Raw genomic sequence first — 16,145 nt, 5'->3', positions numbered from 1 at the left:
TCGATTACACCTCCATAACAAGCAACTCAGGATTAGCAAGCAATTGCTTGAGATAGTTCATAAAGTTTTGTGCTGTTGCGCCATCGATGAGACGATGGTCAAAGCTCAAGGACAGAGCCATCACTGGTGCTGCAACAATCTCACCATTTTTAACGACAGCTTTCTCGGAAATACGACCTGTACCCAAAATAGCAACTTCTGGATAGTTGATGATTGGCGTAAAGAACATACCGCCAGCAGAACCGATATTTGTAATGGTAATCGTGCTGCCTTTTAATTCGTTAGGACCCAATTTGCCGTCACGACCGCGACCAGCAAGATCTTTAATATCATCCGCAATCATCCAGATGCTGCGACGATCTGCGTCTTTAATAACCGGTACGATAAGACCATTGTCTGTGTCTGTTGCGATACCGATGTTGTAGTATTTTTTGTAGACGATTTCTTGAGCTGCTTCGTCGATCATCGCGTTCATAGCTGGGAACTGACGGCAAGCTGCTACCAATGCTTTAACGATAAATGGCAAGTAAGTAACTTTCGTACCTTTCTTCTCCATGATCGGTTTCAAGCGCGTACGGAATGCTACGAGATCCGTAACGTCTACTTCATCCATAATTGTAACGTGTGGAGCCGTGTAAGCTGATTTAACCATTGCGTTGGAAATCGCTTTGCGGATACCTTTAAATGGCACACGCTCTTCTTCAACGTTACGATCTACAGCAGCAACAGGAGCTGCTGCTTTAGCTGCCGGTGCAGCTTCTGTAGTGCTAGCTTCTGCTTTAGGTGCTGGCGCTCCGCCTTTAGCGAATGCTTCTACATCTTCACGAGATACTTTGCCGTTGTTGCCAGTACCTGGAACTTCAGCAATGTTAACACCCAGTTCACGAGCCAGTTTGCGCACGCTAGGTGTCGCCAACACTTCGTGATTAGGTGCAACAGGTGCTGCTGCTTGTGCTTCAGCTTTAGGAGCTTCTGCTGCTGGAGAAGACGTCGTGTCAGCTCCACCTTTAGCTGCTTCTGCTTCTGCTTCTGCTGCTGGAGCAGCTTGCTCAGGCACGTCGCCTTCAGCATCGATAATAGCGACAACTTCGCCCATGTGCATCACTTGACCGTCTTTAGCCAGCACTTCAAGCACTGTACCGTTAACAGGACATGGCACCTCTACGATCGCTTTATCGTTTTGTACTTCCATGATGATATCGTCGTCCGTAACTTTATCACCTGGTTTGATAAGCATTTTGATGATTTCGCCTTCATGCAATCCCTCGCCAAGCTCAGGGAAGCGGTATTCAAATTTTGCCACTGCAAATTACCTCCTCTATCTGTTGCGGTTCTATATTAGAAGTTCAAGACTTTGTTAACCGATTCTACGATGCGTGCTGGAGTTGGAAGCCATTGATCTTCAATTTGTGCAAATGGATACACTGTATCAGGACCTGCAACACGAAGTACTGGAGCTTCAAGGTGAAGAATCGCTTTCTCGTTGATTTGAGCGATAACTTCTGCTGCAACACCAGATGTTTTTTGAGCTTCTTGAACGATGATGCAACGGTTTGTCTTCTTGATAGAAGCAACGATTGTATCGATATCAAGCGGCATCAAAGTACGCAAATCGATAACTTCTGCTTGGATGCCTTGCTTTTCGAGTTCAGCAGCTGCTTTCATGGATGTGTGAACCATCAAGCCGTAAGAAAGGATCGTTACGTCTTTACCTTCACGCACAACGTTTGCTTTGCCGAGTTCTACTGTATATTCGCCTTCAGGCACTTCATCACGGAAAGCATGGTACAAGTTCAAATGTTCCATGAAGAAGACAGGGTCATTATCACGAATCGCAGAGATGAGCAAACCTTTTGCATCATATGGATTCGAAGGAATTACAACTTTAATACCTGGCGTTTGCACCAACAAACCTTCCAAGGAGTCGGTATGCAATTCAGCCGCTTTTACACCGCCACCAAAAGGTGTACGGAAAACGATTGGAGAATTGTAACGACCGCCGGAACGGTAACGCATACGTGCAGCTTGTACGCACATTTGGTCGAGAGCTTCATAAATAAAGCCTACGAATTGGATTTCAGCGATAGGACGGAATCCTTGAACGCCAAGACCTACAGCCATACCACCAATTGCGGACTCTGCCAGCGGCGTATCGAATACACGATCTTCACCAAATTCTTTTTGCAAACCTTCTGTTGCACGGAATACCCCGCCTACATGACCTACGTCTTCACCGAACAAGATTACGTTAGGGTCACGTTTCAATTCTACGCGCATTGCGTCACGAATCGCTTCTTTCATATTCATTTGAGCCATTGCTTCGTTTCCTCCTTACCGTTATCGCAAAGTCCTTATGCTTTGCAGTCCCGTTCAAGCTGTATCAGCTTCTGAAATTTATTTAAAATCTGCTTTTTGTTCTTCCAAATGTTGTGGTGTCTTTTCAAACATAGTGTCGATCAGACCCCCAATTGTCATTTTTTCGGTTTGCTCAGCGCGTTTGATTTCTTCATTGACTTTCGCTTTTGCTTCGTCTTTTACGCGAGCCGTTTCTTCTTCAGTCCACAGACCTTTTTTCTCCAAGAACTTACCGAAACGAACGATTGGATCTTTGATCGACCATTCTGCTTCTTCGTCTTTCGTACGATACTTAGTTGTATCGTCCGCCATGGAGTGAGGACGGAAACGGTAAGTCAACGCTTCGATCAGAGTAGCACCTTCGCCTTTGCGTCCGCGCTCAGCAGCGATTTGAACAGCTTTAATAACAGCCAACACGTCCATACCGTCGATTTGCATGCCGTGAATACCAGCCGCAACTGCTTTGTGAGCGATAGACTTCGCCGCAGTTTGCTTAGCAAATGGCGTTGTAATGGCATAACCGTTATTTTGTACAAAGAAAATAACTGGCAATTGGAATGCGCCTGCGAAGTTCAAGCCTTCGTAGAAGTCGCCTTCGGAAGAACCGCCGTCACCTGTGTACGTAATTGCAACTTGTGGCTGCTTTCTTAATTTAAAGCCCTTCGCAATACCCATAGCGTGCAAAATTTGCGCACCAATGATAATTTGCGGCATAAGGACATTAACGCCCTCTGGAATCTGTCCGCCGTGCTGATGACCGCGGGAATACAAGAATGCTTGATACAACGGCAAACCATGCCATACGATCTGAGGCATGTCACGGTATGCAGGAACAACAAAGTCTTCCTTTTGGAGCGGATACACGCTACCTACCATGGAAGCTTCTTGACCAGATACTGGCGCGTAGAAGCCCAAGCGGCCTTGACGACCTAAGTTAATCGCACGATCATCCCATGCGCGTGTAAATACCATACGGTACATAACTTCTTTTAATTGCTCGTCAGTCAATTCAGGCATCATGTCTGGATTGATGACTTCGCCTTCCGGAGACAACACGGATAATGGTTGTACATCTTCCGTCTGAACTTCAAATGGGAACTTGCTCATCATTTTCACCTCAATAAAAGTTTGAAGAATTTGTTTCTCTGTTATAGAATTATTATACACCTGTTTTAGTCGATTGGTCAAAACATATCGCGAAAAAAGTGAATATTTTGAGAATTGTTGTTATAACAGGCGTATTTAAATACTATAACAGAGTGCTACAAAATTGTCTAAGTTGTGAAAAATAGTTGAAATCACATTCACCCTTTTCACATGTTTTCAACCCTTTTAATTACATGCGGTATGTACATCATACTGCGATAGTGTTTCCTAATTTGGATAAAATATTGCATAGGTGGTGCTTAACATGACTGATTCTGCTTATCTGAAGCGTACTGTCGTTAAACATGAAATAGCCTGTCCGCTATTGGCAAGCGGCAGCCGTCCCGTTCGGGTCTATTTGCCGCCAGGCTATCAAGAAGTACTAAGTTATCCTGTTGTCTATTGTCAGGATGGCGAAGACTTCTTTAATTTTGGGCGAATTGCAACAATCGCAAACAAGCTTATATTAGATGAAGATATTGAACCCTTTATTATTGTAGGCGTCGATGTCGACAAAAAAATCCGAACAGAGGAATATTCCCCAGATGGGGAACGCTTTGAATCATACACACGGTCATTTGCTGAACATATCGTGCCTGCCATTGAGAATCTGTATCCCGTTCGTACGGATTGGACAAATATCATCGTCGCAGGGGATTCGCTTGGCGGTACGGTATCTCTTCATCTTGCGCTGCTATACCCTGAGAAATTTAGACAGATCATCTCACTCTCTGGTGCCTACTACGCTGCATCGCAAGCTATCATTACTGAGCAGCACGACTTGAGCTGGCTGCATCTGTTTATGATTGTTGGTTTGCAGGAAACAGCTTTTGAAACAGATCGTGGCACCTATAACTTTGTGGAATTAAATCGTCAAGCAAGAAGTTTGTTTGCTGACAGAGCAGCTAACTTCCACTACGAGGAACACGACGGAAAGCACCAATGGGGTTTCTGGCAACAGCATATCCCGCAGGCCCTTCGATTCTTTCTGGAATAAATATAGTGCAGCTTTGTAGATACGCTCTTTATATGACCCCTTTTAATTGAACCAAATGAAAGAAGTGACATACAAGGATGTATGTCACTTTCTCAATTATATGGTAATTGGCGATTATAATCGTTAGTTATGGTCACAACTTGTCCTAACCCTATCCTCATGTCTAACAAACATTAACAAATCAGTTCGTTGACCCGTTGACCGGAATAAGCAATAAGCAACTCGCAGCCGAACCCCTTCCTTAAGCTAACAAATGATGTTCACGAACAATCTTCGCCAACAGTTGCTTGCAACCTTCTGATACTAGACGATATACTTCATCAAAGTTGCCCGTATAATAAGGGTCCGGCACGTCTGTTAAAGGTTCCTCTGGTAACAGCGACATAAAACGAATCACTTCAGCTGTTCGCTCATGCGCACCCTTCCATGCCATAACATTACGTTCATTATTTTCATCCATGCAAACGATATAAGTGAAGTTCGTGAAATCATTTGTTTCAATTTGGCGTGCTTTCATGCCTGCATACGAAATCATCACTTGATCAAGCATGTTTCGAGTTCCTTCATGTGGTGGATGGCCAATGTGCCAATCCCCCGTTCCAGCGCTGTCTACTTGAATAGATGCAGACAATCCCGCATCCTCAACCTGCTGACGCATCACAGCTTCAGCCATTGGTGAACGACATATATTGCCCAAGCACACAAAAAGTACAGAGATCATCTCAATTCCCCCTCAACAAACAGCTACTTCATTGTAACGTTTGTTCATTTCGGTTTCAACTCTTGGTACATCTAGCAGAACAAGATATACTAACATATAACAGGACGACAATTAGAGTTTTGAAATTTATGAATTTTGGATTAAAGGAAGGTCTAGTCATGAAACAACACAGAGATCGCAAAGATCCACATCAGCGTGAAATTGTAATCGTATCTGGCGGAAGTCCAGATGCAAGCATCGCTACTGCACTGGCACAAGCTGATTACATTATTGGTGCGGACCGCGGAGCTGCCGTAATTATTGCACTTGGATATAAGCCGGACCTTTCGCTTGGCGACTTTGATTCCGTTGACGAATCAGAACGTGAACATATTCAAACTTCCAGTAATCAATACATAGGCTGCGATGCTATTGACAAAAATTATACGGACACTGAGCTTGCTTTTCTGGCAGCCATCGAACATAACGCTACTTCCATCACTTTATGTGCGGGTACCGGAACAAGACTGGATCACACGTTAGCTAATATTCACTTGTTAAAGCGCGCACTTGAATTACAGATCGACATGCGTATTATAGATGCACACAACTGCATCCGTCTCGTGGATCGAAAGTTAACCGTGAACAAGGAGCATTACACCTATTTATCATTACTCCCGCTGTCGTTGGAGGTGCATGGTATTCACTTGACTGGGTTTCAGTATCCACTGCACGATGCATCCCTCGTAATCGGGCAATCGCTTGGGATTAGCAACAAATGGATAGACGAGGAAGGCAGCATATCTATCCGCGAAGGTTTATTGCTCGTTATTTGCAGCAACGATTAACTTGCTTCAAATTGGTCAAGTTCGACGTCTTGAACGTAATATATCAAAAGAAGCCACCCTTTTCTGTGATTGCAGACACTGCTTTTTCATCAAGGCGGCTTCTTTAGGTTTAAATGGTTTAGACTAGCCTGTAAAAGCTTATCAAAGGTGTTGCATTGGGTTTACAACGGTCTTACAAAAATGATAACAAAGGGATTCCACAACCGTATCTATCGCCAAGGAAACAATCAGATAAGCATTTTCCAGTGCTGACGTTGCACTCATCAACTTTTAATGTAAGCGCTTACTATATTGATATACAGAAGTTTGTAAGCTTTTAGTATATTTTAGTATATAAACAGAGTAATTACAGTTTGTTATACTTTTGTTGACAAAAAAGTAACGAAAGGATGACAACAATGACACTTTTATCATATCGCCGCCTTGCAGTCGTTGCCATTATGGCAGCTGCTTTTACAGGTATGTTGCCTGGACATACAGCATTTGCGGATTCAACTACTAGCGGAAGCAGCACTTCAACTGCTACACAGAGTAATCAACAAGCATCTAATACAAGCGCCAATCAAACACAAGCTACTTATACAACTAGCTCTTTTACTGCTCAGGCTGCTAGTAACATTATTAGAAAAGGTGAAAAATACTTAGGAACACGTTACGTATTTGGTGCAAAAAGTTTCCAAACAAAAAGCTTTGACTGCTCTTCTCTTGTACAATACTTGTTTAATTTAGAAGGTGTTGACCTGCCTCGCGCTTCCTATGAGCAGGCTAAAAAAGGCGCTTACATTAAACGCTCACAACTACAAAAAGGGGATTTGATCTTTTTCTCCAGCGGTCGTCGTGGTGATAAAAAGATTAGTCACGTTGCTATTTATGCAGGTAACAATCAAATTTTGCATACTTTCGGGAAACCGGGGGTTACTTACTCCAGCTTAAACGCAGATTCGTGGAGCGATCGATATGTGACTGCACGCCGCGTACTGCTGCACAACAATTCAAATATTATTCGTACGCCTTGAAGCTGATTACTGTAACGATTGATACTATGAGTCGCTAGTTAAGCAGATGGAAAACAACTTACTTGGTTGGAGCTTTAAGCTGATAACCGTAGCCTCGAACGGTATGGATCAGCTTAGGGCTCCGACCTTTATCGATCTTGCGCCGCAAATAACGTATATAGACATCTACTATGTTGGTTGTAGTATCAAAGTCTATGCCCCAAACATGTGTCATTAAGAACTTGCGACTAACGGGCCGCCCATGATGTTGCGCCAAAATAACTAATAGTTCATATTCACGCGTCGTTAGCTGCAATTCTGTAGTACATCGACTTACGATACGCGCTTGCGTATCGATAATTAGATCACCTATCTGAAATATAGCAGATGGATCATCGTATTGTGACATTGCACGCAGCCATTTATGCTGCACCCTACAGTCCCATTCCATGCGGGAACATGGAAACTGGATGACATCATCGCCACCCGAAAGCAAAAATGTATAACTGTCGGGTTCAGGCTGATGTGGCACAAATAATATACAGGCTAGATGCTGTATGCCATACAGCTCTGTACTTGATCTTCCTTTGTAAAAAACACCTATTTCTTTGAGGACCGTCTTCCATTGATAGGATAACGACTCTCCTCCTTCCACAAACAACAAAACAAGCCCCTTTACCGTTTGATTACGGCCAGCCGCCACATGTAATAATTTCAAGTCACTCTCAAGCTGATCACAAATAAGTGTACTGTTCCATTCTTCGATTCGAAGTACATCTGCACCTAATTGCGAAAGCCACTGGACCGCGTCTTCAGCAAGCTTCGTTCCATCATCCAGCAACCATATATGAATAGGCAACGTCATCATTCATCATCCTTACTGCTTACCTACTTACCTTCTAAAATGAAAAATGTAAGATAAGCCATTCTAAAGTCTAATGCATGCGCGCACCTATTTTGTGTATTAATTTATATATTTATACATATTATTCTCGCACTGAGATCGTTTCTACAGGAGGACATGCCGCTTATGGTGTAAACAGCAATGACCCCGTGAGAGCAGCGGCAATTACAATGCTCCACGAAGGTAATTTCCAATATACGAGTAATACAAGTGCAGTTACTGCAACGACAAATTGGAGCGGTGTCTGCACCGCCGTCGTAAATATTGGATCGTACCACGCCGCGATCAATAGTCCGACTACCGCAGCATTTGCGCCTTTTAACGCCCTGGATATCCAAACGATACGATAAATGTGTTCTATAAAAGGAAGCGCTGCTCCCATCATCAAATAAGAAGGAAGAAAGATGCCAACTAGCGCAATCATTCCGAATAAGATAGCTTGGCCCCCATTCCCGATGGATGCGCCTATATACGCGGCATATGTAAATAGAGGACCAGGTACTGCTTGGGCTGCGCCGTATCCAGCTACAATGGTTTCTTCCGTCAGCCATCCCATATGAGCAAGCTCACTTTTAATTAGCGGCAGCACAACATGACCTCCGCCGAATACAAGGGAGCCCGTTCTAAACATCATGTCAAATAAACTTAAAGCAATCCCTGAAGACCAGGAAACGAGCCACGGAAGCAGACATAGTCCACCTATAAGTACGCCTAAACTGACGATACCACTCGTCCGCGATATCAAGGGAGCGTTCATCTCATGATCAACTGGCTTAACTTTTATATCTTCATTGCGATAAAGCCAACAACCCGCACATGCCGCTATGAGCATAATAACTACCCCTATATAGGGTGAGGCAAAAAAATAGCTTGCAGCTAACGCAGCAACTGCTATGCTCATCCGCTCCCGATCAGGTGTAAAATGCTTTGCCATTCCCCATACTGCATGTGCAACTACAGCTACTGCGACCAACAATAGACCTTGAAGCCATCCTGTTTGGCCGGAGCTCCATGTCTCAAGCCCAAGGGCAAACGACAATAACAAACAGGCGGAAGGCAATGTAAAACCTAACCAAGCAGCAGCCCCACCTAACCAACCAGCTCTTAACATTCCGATTCCAATCCCAAGCTGGCTACTAGAGGGTCCCGGCATAATTTGACACAAGGCATTTAAATTGCCGAATTGCGTCTCATTTACCCATTTTAGACGTTCAACATACTCTTTATGAAAAAAGCCAATATGTGCAACTGGACCGCCAAAAGATGTTAAACCTAGTTTCAACGCTGTAACAAATACTCCACCCACTGAACGCCACCTTCGCCACACGTCATGCTCCCCCTCTCACGAGGCACCACTATTCCCTACTGCTTACACATGCGTACAACTCGCTTGCCGCCTGCTCTATTTCGCCTGCTGCCGAGATCGCCTGTACCACCGCAATTCCATCTGCGCCAGAATCCATAACTTGCTTTACTCTTTCCTTGCGAATACCACCTATGCCTACTATCGGTATATCTAGCTTGGCGGCACGGATCGAAGCAATAACAGATGGCCCTGAAACCTGCTGAATGTCCGGTTTAGTAAGTGTATGAAACATCGGTCCCACGCCCAAATAATTAGCACCATCCGCAACAGCCTGCCTTGCTTCCTCCACATCATGAGCGGACACTCCGATAATAACATGCTGCGGCAATATTTGTCTCGCGTGAAAGAGCGACATATCTTCTTGTCCAAGATGAACTCCATCTGCGCCCAGCTCTACAGCCAAATGGACATCATCATTTACAATAAACATAACTTTGTGAGCAGCACACCATTGACGGATATGACGTCCCACGACTGTTTTTTGCGCGGCAGTCAGCACCGATTCATAACTTTTCTCCCGCCATTGAAAAGAGGTTATCCCCCCTTTCAAGGCAGCTAGCAGCGTATGTTCCAAGCCTAATGGGCAGTTGACCGTCCCCGCCACAAACATAAGCTTTAATTGCTGTCGAAGGCTGCGCTCGCTAGTTTGATTTATCATAATCACGCCCCTTTGCATTTCTTTGTCGATGTGCCCAGTGATTGACTGGCCCGTGGCCATGACCGATATTCAACGGTTCACGAATTGCAGCGTACACAAACTGTTTTGCAAGCAATACAGCTTGAGCAACAGACGCACCACCTGCAAGAAAAGCAGTCATCGCTGCCGATATCGTGCAGCCAGTTCCATGTGTGTGAGGTGTAATTCTTCTCTCACTAGAGAACCACCATGTTGCGGAACCATCGTAAAGCAAATCATCACACGTGGACCAGGTATTATCGTGTCCGCCCTTGATAAACACATATGGAACCCCATTTGCATGAATACGCGCTGCCGCCTGTATGCGATCTTCAAATGTGTGAATCTTCATATTTGCCAACACTTCTGCTTCAGGTATGTTAGGTGTCACTATAGTGGTCAGCGGCAACAGTTCCTTTCTCAGCGTATCAATTGCGGAAAGACTCAAAAGCGACGCGCCCCCTTTTGCGATCATAACAGGGTCTACCACTACATTTGACCACCCAAAAGCTTTCATTTTATCGCTAATTGTACGTATCGTCACCTCGTCTACCAGCATACCCGTTTTGATAGCATCTGGGACAATATCTTCTTGCACAGCATCGATTTGTGAAACGATATGTTCAACAGGAATAACATGAACATCTCGAACCCCATTCGTATTCTGAGAAGTTATCGCCGTAATGACTGACATACCATAAGCTCCGCACTCTTGAAAGGTTTTAATATCCGCCTGTATTCCCGCACCACCACTGCTATCCGATCCTGCAATCGTAAGTGCGCGTGGAACACGGGCTAGTGACAATTGAGAAATGTCCATAAATGCTGACGCGCCGCCCATTTGCCACTGATGATCCATCCAATTAAATAGCTCTTGCTCCTGTCCATGCTCACTTCTTCTACGCTCATTGAGGTGAGGAGCATCTTTGGAAACAACAATCATACGGGCAGCCCTTCAATCGGACTGCTTGCCGATGCATAACGTTTCATCGGGATTCGGCCTGCATCATACCCGAGTCGTCCGGCTTGAACAGCTAGCTTCATGGCCTCCGCCATCATAACGGGATCTTTCGCTCCCGCCACGGCCGTATTTAACAACACCCCGTCTGCACCAAGCTCCATTGCCTTAGCTGCATCTCCTGGGGTACCGATTCCCGCATCAATGATAACAGGGACAGTCGCTTGTTCGATAATAAACGATAAGTAATGAGGGTTCAGCAAACCTAATCCTGCTCCGATCGGAGACGCACCAGGCATAATAGCGTGGACCCCTAGCTCTTGCAGTCTTTTCGCCAAAATAACATCGTCTGATATGTAAGGAAGTACAGTAAAGCCTTCTTTTAGCAATTGCTCGCAAGCACGATATGTTTCGATCGGATCTGGAAGCAGTGTCTTCGCATCTCCAATTACCTCAACTTTAATCATGTCACACAACCCAGAAGCTTGTGCAAGACGTGCAATTCGAACAGCTTCTTCTGCATTAGATGCTCCTGCGGTGTTGGGCAGCAATGAATATTGGGATAGATCAAGTTGTTCCAAAAAGTTAGGTTGATTAGGATCAAATATGTTCATCCGACGTACAGCAAACGTTAATATTTGAGTCTCAGACACTTTAACTGCTTGCTGCTGCACTTCAAAGCTTGAAAATTTACCTGTTCCTAACAACAAACGTGATTGAAAGCGATGGGACCCTATTTGTAAATGTGATGATTTCATTATGTAATCAGCCTCCTCCAACAAAATGTACAATTTCAATACGATCCCCGTTCATAATCGGGGTCGCATCGTATTTATGTTTAGGTACAATTGTGCCGTTATGTTCAACAATGACTATTCGATGTGTCATTTGCAAATGTTCCATCAGATGCTGGATGTGTGCCTCCTGCAACGATAATTCCATAGAATGACCATTTACCTTTACTTCCATCGTACACCCTCCTAATTAAATCATTGCGCATTCACGCCAATCGCGTAGCTTTGCTGCGTTCGGGACTGAACGCATCCATCCACAACCACGGCACCTCACCTGTTGCTAGCCACCTTGCCATACCGATTGCTGTAGCGGCACTTAACAAAATCCCGTTTCTAAAATGGCCCGCCGCTATCCAAAGACCTTTAATATGCGATATCGGCCCCAAATAGGGAAGTCCATCTGCCGTTGCAGGACGGAGGCCAGACCACGCTTGCTCCCACTCGGAATGCTCCAATTCAGGAATACAGCGACATGCCTTTTCCATAAGCTTCATTACAGAACCAACTTCAACCATTTGGTCATATCGGTTCGGATAAGAGGTGGCACCAATAAAAATACGACCTCCACTCTTTGGTACGATGTATACACCGTCCCCATGCACTACTGTGGATATAGCTAATTTGGATCGAACAACAACCAATTCGCCCTTCACGGGGTGGAGTGGAAGATGAATTCCACATTTATCCGTTAACAAATGACTATCTAATCCAGAACAGATGATGACGTGATCACTGTACCATTCGCCTGATCCCGTCTTGACACCTTGGATACGGCCATTATGGATAATGAAGTCCACCACTTGCTCGTGTTCATGGAATTGGACACCTCGTCTTTTGCCCGCTGTAAACAAAGCTTCCGTCAATTTGGTCGGAGATAAATGGCCTTCTTTAGGAAGCACATACACCCCTTCCACGTCAGAGCCGTGATAATAGGGGAACGCTTGGAGCTTCGCATCGCTAATCCACTCCATCCCATAATGCATTCCAGCTGGATGTAGTAGAGCTGCTTTACGAAGCTGAAGCTCCGTTATTGTGTGGTCGCTTCCCTTCATCACAGGAACATGAATTCCTCGCAGATGCAGTTCAAGATCCACTTGCGACAACTCCCATAGCTGCTCACTCCATCCTGGGAATAGGTCATGACTCGTACAAGCAAATTGTGCCAGTTCATCCTGCTGAATACACTCTGCAACCGGCGCCAGCATCCCTGCCGCAGCCCTAGAGGCTCCGTACCCGATACGGTCTCTTTCTAGCACGATTACTTGCATCCCCGTTAAAGCCGCCTCATAAGCGATTGCGCAACCGATTACTCCCCCTCCTACAACAATCAAATCAACGTGATTCCTGTTTACACTTGAAGCTGAAAGTCCAGATGTTGTCATATGTGTTTCTCCTTTCTATCGTCATAAGCGGCCCAACAGCGACTCAAGGAACAAGGGCATGCATGGCGTCTCTATAACGCAGCACCATATTCAAAGGTGAAGATGTCTCCCATATCGGTGACATAACCGCAACTCCAGAAGCGCCTGCCTGTATTACACTCGAAACTCGCTCTGGTGTAATTCCACCAATAGCAATAATAGGAATGGCGCTTAACTGTCTGCATGACATCAAGCCCTGAAGTCCACGGCCAGCTAAACCTGGCTTGCATGCTGTCTCGTAAATATGTCCGTACAGCGCATAATCAGCACCGCCCATCACACAAGACGTAAGCTCCATCGGACTATGTACAGATACCCCTACTGTCAACTGCGGATATACTGGTCTTATTGCATGAATTGGTACGCTGTGATAGGCCAAATGGACACCACGCGCGCCACAGGAAGCCGCCACATCCGCACGATCGTTTACAATCCACTTATGCATCGGAATACCCTCTAGCCTCGCTTCTTCCAAAACGCTCCACATTTGGCGAGCACTCCACTGTTTCTGACGCAGATGGACGGCGTCTACCTTATGAGCAATTATCTTCACGGTCTGAACGATATCGTTCCCAGACAACCCTTCAGGTGTAACAATATGAAGCCACGGTACAATCACGTTGCTCTCACCTCTCATTTTACAGAGTGTAGATACGTGGGATAACACAAAAAACCACTCTCACATAGAGAGTGGTTAAAGATTGGCCTCATTCAGCAGCTTACTTCCAATTCCCATTGAAAGTAAGGAGCACCTAGTGGAATCAGGTCGTTTATTAGTTCACACTAATACACTTCGAATGGAAATAATGCCACGTTGCAACATAATACCACAAATTCGGAGCGTCAGCCTGACTCACTTGAAGAATTCCAATCCACACTTCCCTACGCTGGCATGATCCAGATCAGGTGCTAAGGGTCCGAAGCTTACACTTCATCTCAGCCGATATACGGCCCCCCTAGTGATGGATAACTATGACAATAATTTGATTGCTACGCTAGTTTATCACGAATTTTACAATTTGAAAAGAGACATGCCCTCCTATGCCATAATCCTCGTATCAACTATAAACAGCGCTTTACGAAATAACCTCGCTTCGCAGCTGCTCTGGAATTGGCCAGCACCTCCTCCACAACAAGTGGTTTACATGACTCGGGAAGGGCTATCTTAACCCCATCCCGTATAGTCCCATAAAATAAATGGTTTCGTACTAATCGGGCACCACCAATCGCATAGTTATTAAACTTATAAGCCCCCATCGGAAGGTCCTGTACACAAGCTAGTACACCAACGTCGTTTATAGAATTGGCCCATTCTTCTCCTGATATAGTAGGAAACGTAAACTTATATGCTGTACCTATCCGTTTTGAATTATTATTGTTCCTATTCACTCGGTAAGCAAGCTCTTCCTGAACCTTATTTACGATCGTCGTGCGCCGTACTGATTCGAACAGAGTTTGATCCCTTAACAGAGGTAACGTTGAATGCTGCATAAGCTCTCGCTGGTAGCCTTTAATCCACTGCTTTAGCTCAGGCTGATATACCGTTACATAATCGTCTAGTGTAAAAGCATAAACATTACCTTTTTGATCAGTATGAGTAAAAGGAATTTTAGGAAGCCATACATGTTTTAAATGTGAGATCCCCTCACGATCAACATAGGCCTCCTCTGTCCATATATCAAGTCCATCATAGCCCACTATTGCGATTGCTGGAATATAAGATGCCAGCATATCCTGGCTAATTCGGTCATCCACAATACTAATATTTATAAACAACGTTTCCATAAACGCTCGCAGTGCAGCATCTTTATTAATTGTAATGTGCTTTGGCGATTCGTAACCCATCTGCGCATCGATGTCTGTTGGATTAGCATGGAGAGTTGCCGCCGCATCATCAACGGCAGTGTCCAAAAAATAATTGTACGATTGTACAGAACGCAAATGATGTAGCTGCTCCTCGGCCTGTAAACGATTATTCCAAAACCACGGCAAACTGACGGCAGCCATTATGAGTGCGAACTTAATAATCTTCATTACGTACCATTCCTCCAACAGAAACGTCAATTCGCTTCCATTCTGAAAATGATGACGTCAACCATTCCAACAACACATCAGCCGCCAGTTGCTGCCTATTAGTCACCTTTACTTGTATGAAGTCGCCTGTCTTCAGCGTGTATCGGCGAGTTAACGCTTCATTCGGCTCCGCACTATGCGGAAATAAAATTTGCATAATATCTGCTGTATTTGTGACTTCATGGCGAACAAGAAATTCCTCATGAAAGCTCTCTGGCTTTAATGGGTCATCGTAAATTGGATCATATCGCTTCGCAGAATGCTCCATCTTAATATCCATCATTATACCAAGCTGCGTAAGCTCATCTTGAAAATCTAGCCACATACGCGGTGTAATATAACCCATATCCCGAATGGCGTCCGTAAATTCAGTCGTACTCTTAAACACATGTAAATACTGAATGTCGGCCTGCCTGGCGTATGATTGTTGTAATGGAAATATAAATAGAAGCAAAATAGCAATAATGAATCCTATTAGCTTTGACAACACGTCAACCATCTCACGTCACCTTACACATAATGAATAAGTACAATCTGGCCTGAACGATCACGATATGTAGTCTCACTGTATAATTTATTCAGCTTAATCATAGATACATTAGCCTCCTCAAGGTTCTTGACATTTAACTGTACAGCCTCATTTCCCACGACTATTTTAATATTTTCCTGCTGCATGAGTGTTAGCATCATCAAAATGTCACCCCCTGTCAAAGTTGGCTCCGATACTGAGCCGATTGTAGAATGAACGATACGATCCTTATTCACATTCGCTGTATTTAATTGCTGCAACGTGCTTGCTGACGCCTGTGCACTGGACAACGCATATATTAAGGAAAATACAAATAACAATACTACAACAGACAGTTCCACCACATTTCTCCCATTAGAACCCATAAATTTCTCCAATCGTGT

General features: G+C 44.6%; 18 protein-coding genes and 1 riboswitch. Of the genes, 3 read left to right on the top strand and 15 right to left on the bottom strand.

The features are described from left to right. Window positions 1-4 precede the first annotated feature (4 nt). From H509_RS0112975 to pdhA, 3 genes are all read right to left on the bottom strand, one after another. A complete protein-coding gene (locus H509_RS0112975; protein ID WP_028545462.1) occupies window positions 5-1,303 on the bottom strand; it encodes a dihydrolipoamide acetyltransferase family protein in 1,299 nt (432 codons plus the stop codon). A 35-nt stretch (window positions 1,304-1,338) separates the two neighbouring features. Then, window positions 1,339-2,316 carry an alpha-ketoacid dehydrogenase subunit beta gene (locus tag H509_RS0112970; protein ID WP_028545461.1) on the bottom strand — a complete coding sequence of 326 codons (978 nt, stop codon included), beginning with the start codon at window positions 2,314-2,316 and terminating at the stop codon, window positions 1,339-1,341. A 78-nt stretch (window positions 2,317-2,394) separates the two neighbouring features. Continuing rightward, window positions 2,395-3,462 (bottom strand): pyruvate dehydrogenase (acetyl-transferring) E1 component subunit alpha, encoded by a 1,068-nt coding sequence (gene pdhA / locus H509_RS0112965; protein ID WP_028545460.1) that lies wholly within the window; start codon window positions 3,460-3,462, stop codon window positions 2,395-2,397. A gap of 304 nt (window positions 3,463-3,766) precedes the next feature. Here pdhA and H509_RS0112960 point away from each other — a divergent pair, with 304 nt between their 5' ends. After that, on the top strand, window positions 3,767-4,498 hold the full coding sequence (locus tag H509_RS0112960) for an alpha/beta hydrolase (protein WP_028545459.1): 732 nt from the start codon (window positions 3,767-3,769) through the stop codon (window positions 4,496-4,498). 241 nt (window positions 4,499-4,739) lie between these two features. Here the strand turns inward: H509_RS0112960 and H509_RS0112955 are convergent, their stop codons facing one another. Further along, window positions 4,740-5,219: a low molecular weight protein-tyrosine-phosphatase gene (locus tag H509_RS0112955; protein WP_028545458.1), complete on the bottom strand. Its 480-nt coding sequence runs from the start codon at window positions 5,217-5,219 to the stop codon at window positions 4,740-4,742. A gap of 158 nt (window positions 5,220-5,377) precedes the next feature. Between H509_RS0112955 and H509_RS0112950 the strand changes: the two genes are divergently transcribed. Together H509_RS0112950 and H509_RS26795 are read left to right on the top strand one after the other, a co-directional pair. After that, the gene (locus H509_RS0112950; protein ID WP_036697019.1) at window positions 5,378-6,046 is read left to right on the top strand and encodes a thiamine diphosphokinase; all 669 of its coding nucleotides are present in this window, start codon (window positions 5,378-5,380) and stop codon (window positions 6,044-6,046) included. Window positions 6,047-6,444: 398 nt separating this feature from the next. After that, the gene (locus tag H509_RS26795) at window positions 6,445-7,062 is read left to right on the top strand and encodes a C40 family peptidase (RefSeq protein ID WP_051287055.1); all 618 of its coding nucleotides are present in this window, start codon (window positions 6,445-6,447) and stop codon (window positions 7,060-7,062) included. 58 nt (window positions 7,063-7,120) lie between these two features. Here H509_RS26795 and H509_RS26790 read toward each other — a convergent pair whose 3' ends face one another. The 11 genes from H509_RS26790 to H509_RS0112890 all read right to left on the bottom strand — a co-directional run bounded on the left by H509_RS26790 (window position 7,121) and on the right by H509_RS0112890 (window position 16,127). Then, window positions 7,121-7,906 (bottom strand): winged helix-turn-helix domain-containing protein, encoded by a 786-nt coding sequence (locus tag H509_RS26790; protein ID WP_051287053.1) that lies wholly within the window; start codon window positions 7,904-7,906, stop codon window positions 7,121-7,123. A 163-nt stretch (window positions 7,907-8,069) separates the two neighbouring features. Further along, on the bottom strand, window positions 8,070-9,272 hold the full coding sequence (gene chrA / locus H509_RS0112935; protein ID WP_028545455.1) for a chromate efflux transporter: 1,203 nt from the start codon (window positions 9,270-9,272) through the stop codon (window positions 8,070-8,072). 28 nt (window positions 9,273-9,300) lie between these two features. After that, window positions 9,301-9,969: a thiamine phosphate synthase gene (gene thiE / locus H509_RS0112930; RefSeq protein WP_028545454.1), complete on the bottom strand. Its 669-nt coding sequence runs from the start codon at window positions 9,967-9,969 to the stop codon at window positions 9,301-9,303. Continuing rightward, on the bottom strand, window positions 9,953-10,807 hold the full coding sequence (gene thiD, locus H509_RS25200) for a bifunctional hydroxymethylpyrimidine kinase/phosphomethylpyrimidine kinase (RefSeq protein ID WP_036697359.1): 855 nt from the start codon (window positions 10,805-10,807) through the stop codon (window positions 9,953-9,955). The genes thiE and thiD overlap by 17 nt, the downstream gene beginning before the upstream one ends. 119 nt (window positions 10,808-10,926) lie before the next feature. Further along, complete coding sequence (locus tag H509_RS0112920; protein ID WP_036697016.1) at window positions 10,927-11,703, bottom strand: thiazole synthase; 777 nt, start codon at window positions 11,701-11,703, stop codon at window positions 10,927-10,929. 7 nt (window positions 11,704-11,710) lie between these two features. Next, complete coding sequence (gene thiS / locus H509_RS0112915; RefSeq protein WP_028545452.1) at window positions 11,711-11,914, bottom strand: sulfur carrier protein ThiS; 204 nt, start codon at window positions 11,912-11,914, stop codon at window positions 11,711-11,713. Between the two features lie 31 nt (window positions 11,915-11,945). Continuing rightward, complete coding sequence (gene thiO / locus H509_RS25195; protein ID WP_051287051.1) at window positions 11,946-13,121, bottom strand: glycine oxidase ThiO; 1,176 nt, start codon at window positions 13,119-13,121, stop codon at window positions 11,946-11,948. Window positions 13,122-13,164: 43 nt separating this feature from the next. Next, window positions 13,165-13,779, bottom strand: coding sequence for a thiamine phosphate synthase (locus H509_RS0112905; protein WP_051287050.1), 615 nt, complete (start codon window positions 13,777-13,779; stop codon window positions 13,165-13,167). Between the two features lie 243 nt (window positions 13,780-14,022). Next, window positions 14,023-14,128: riboswitch (TPP riboswitch) on the bottom strand. Between the two features lie 94 nt (window positions 14,129-14,222). Further along, complete coding sequence (locus H509_RS0112900; RefSeq protein ID WP_028545450.1) at window positions 14,223-15,194, bottom strand: hypothetical protein; 972 nt, start codon at window positions 15,192-15,194, stop codon at window positions 14,223-14,225. Further along, entirely contained in the window at window positions 15,181-15,732 is a 552-nt protein-coding gene (locus H509_RS0112895; protein WP_028545449.1) for a hypothetical protein, read from the bottom strand. Before H509_RS0112895 ends, H509_RS0112900 begins: the two co-directional genes overlap by 14 nt. Window positions 15,733-15,743: 11 nt before the next feature. Continuing rightward, window positions 15,744-16,127 carry a hypothetical protein gene (locus tag H509_RS0112890; RefSeq protein ID WP_028545448.1) on the bottom strand — a complete coding sequence of 128 codons (384 nt, stop codon included), beginning with the start codon at window positions 16,125-16,127 and terminating at the stop codon, window positions 15,744-15,746. Between the last annotated feature and the right edge of the window lie 18 nt (window positions 16,128-16,145).

This window comes from Paenibacillus taiwanensis DSM 18679 (assembly GCF_000425125.1).
Classification (GTDB): domain Bacteria; phylum Bacillota; class Bacilli; order Paenibacillales; family Paenibacillaceae; genus Paenibacillus_B; species Paenibacillus_B taiwanensis.
This window is presented reverse-complemented; position numbering and strand designations above follow the sequence as displayed.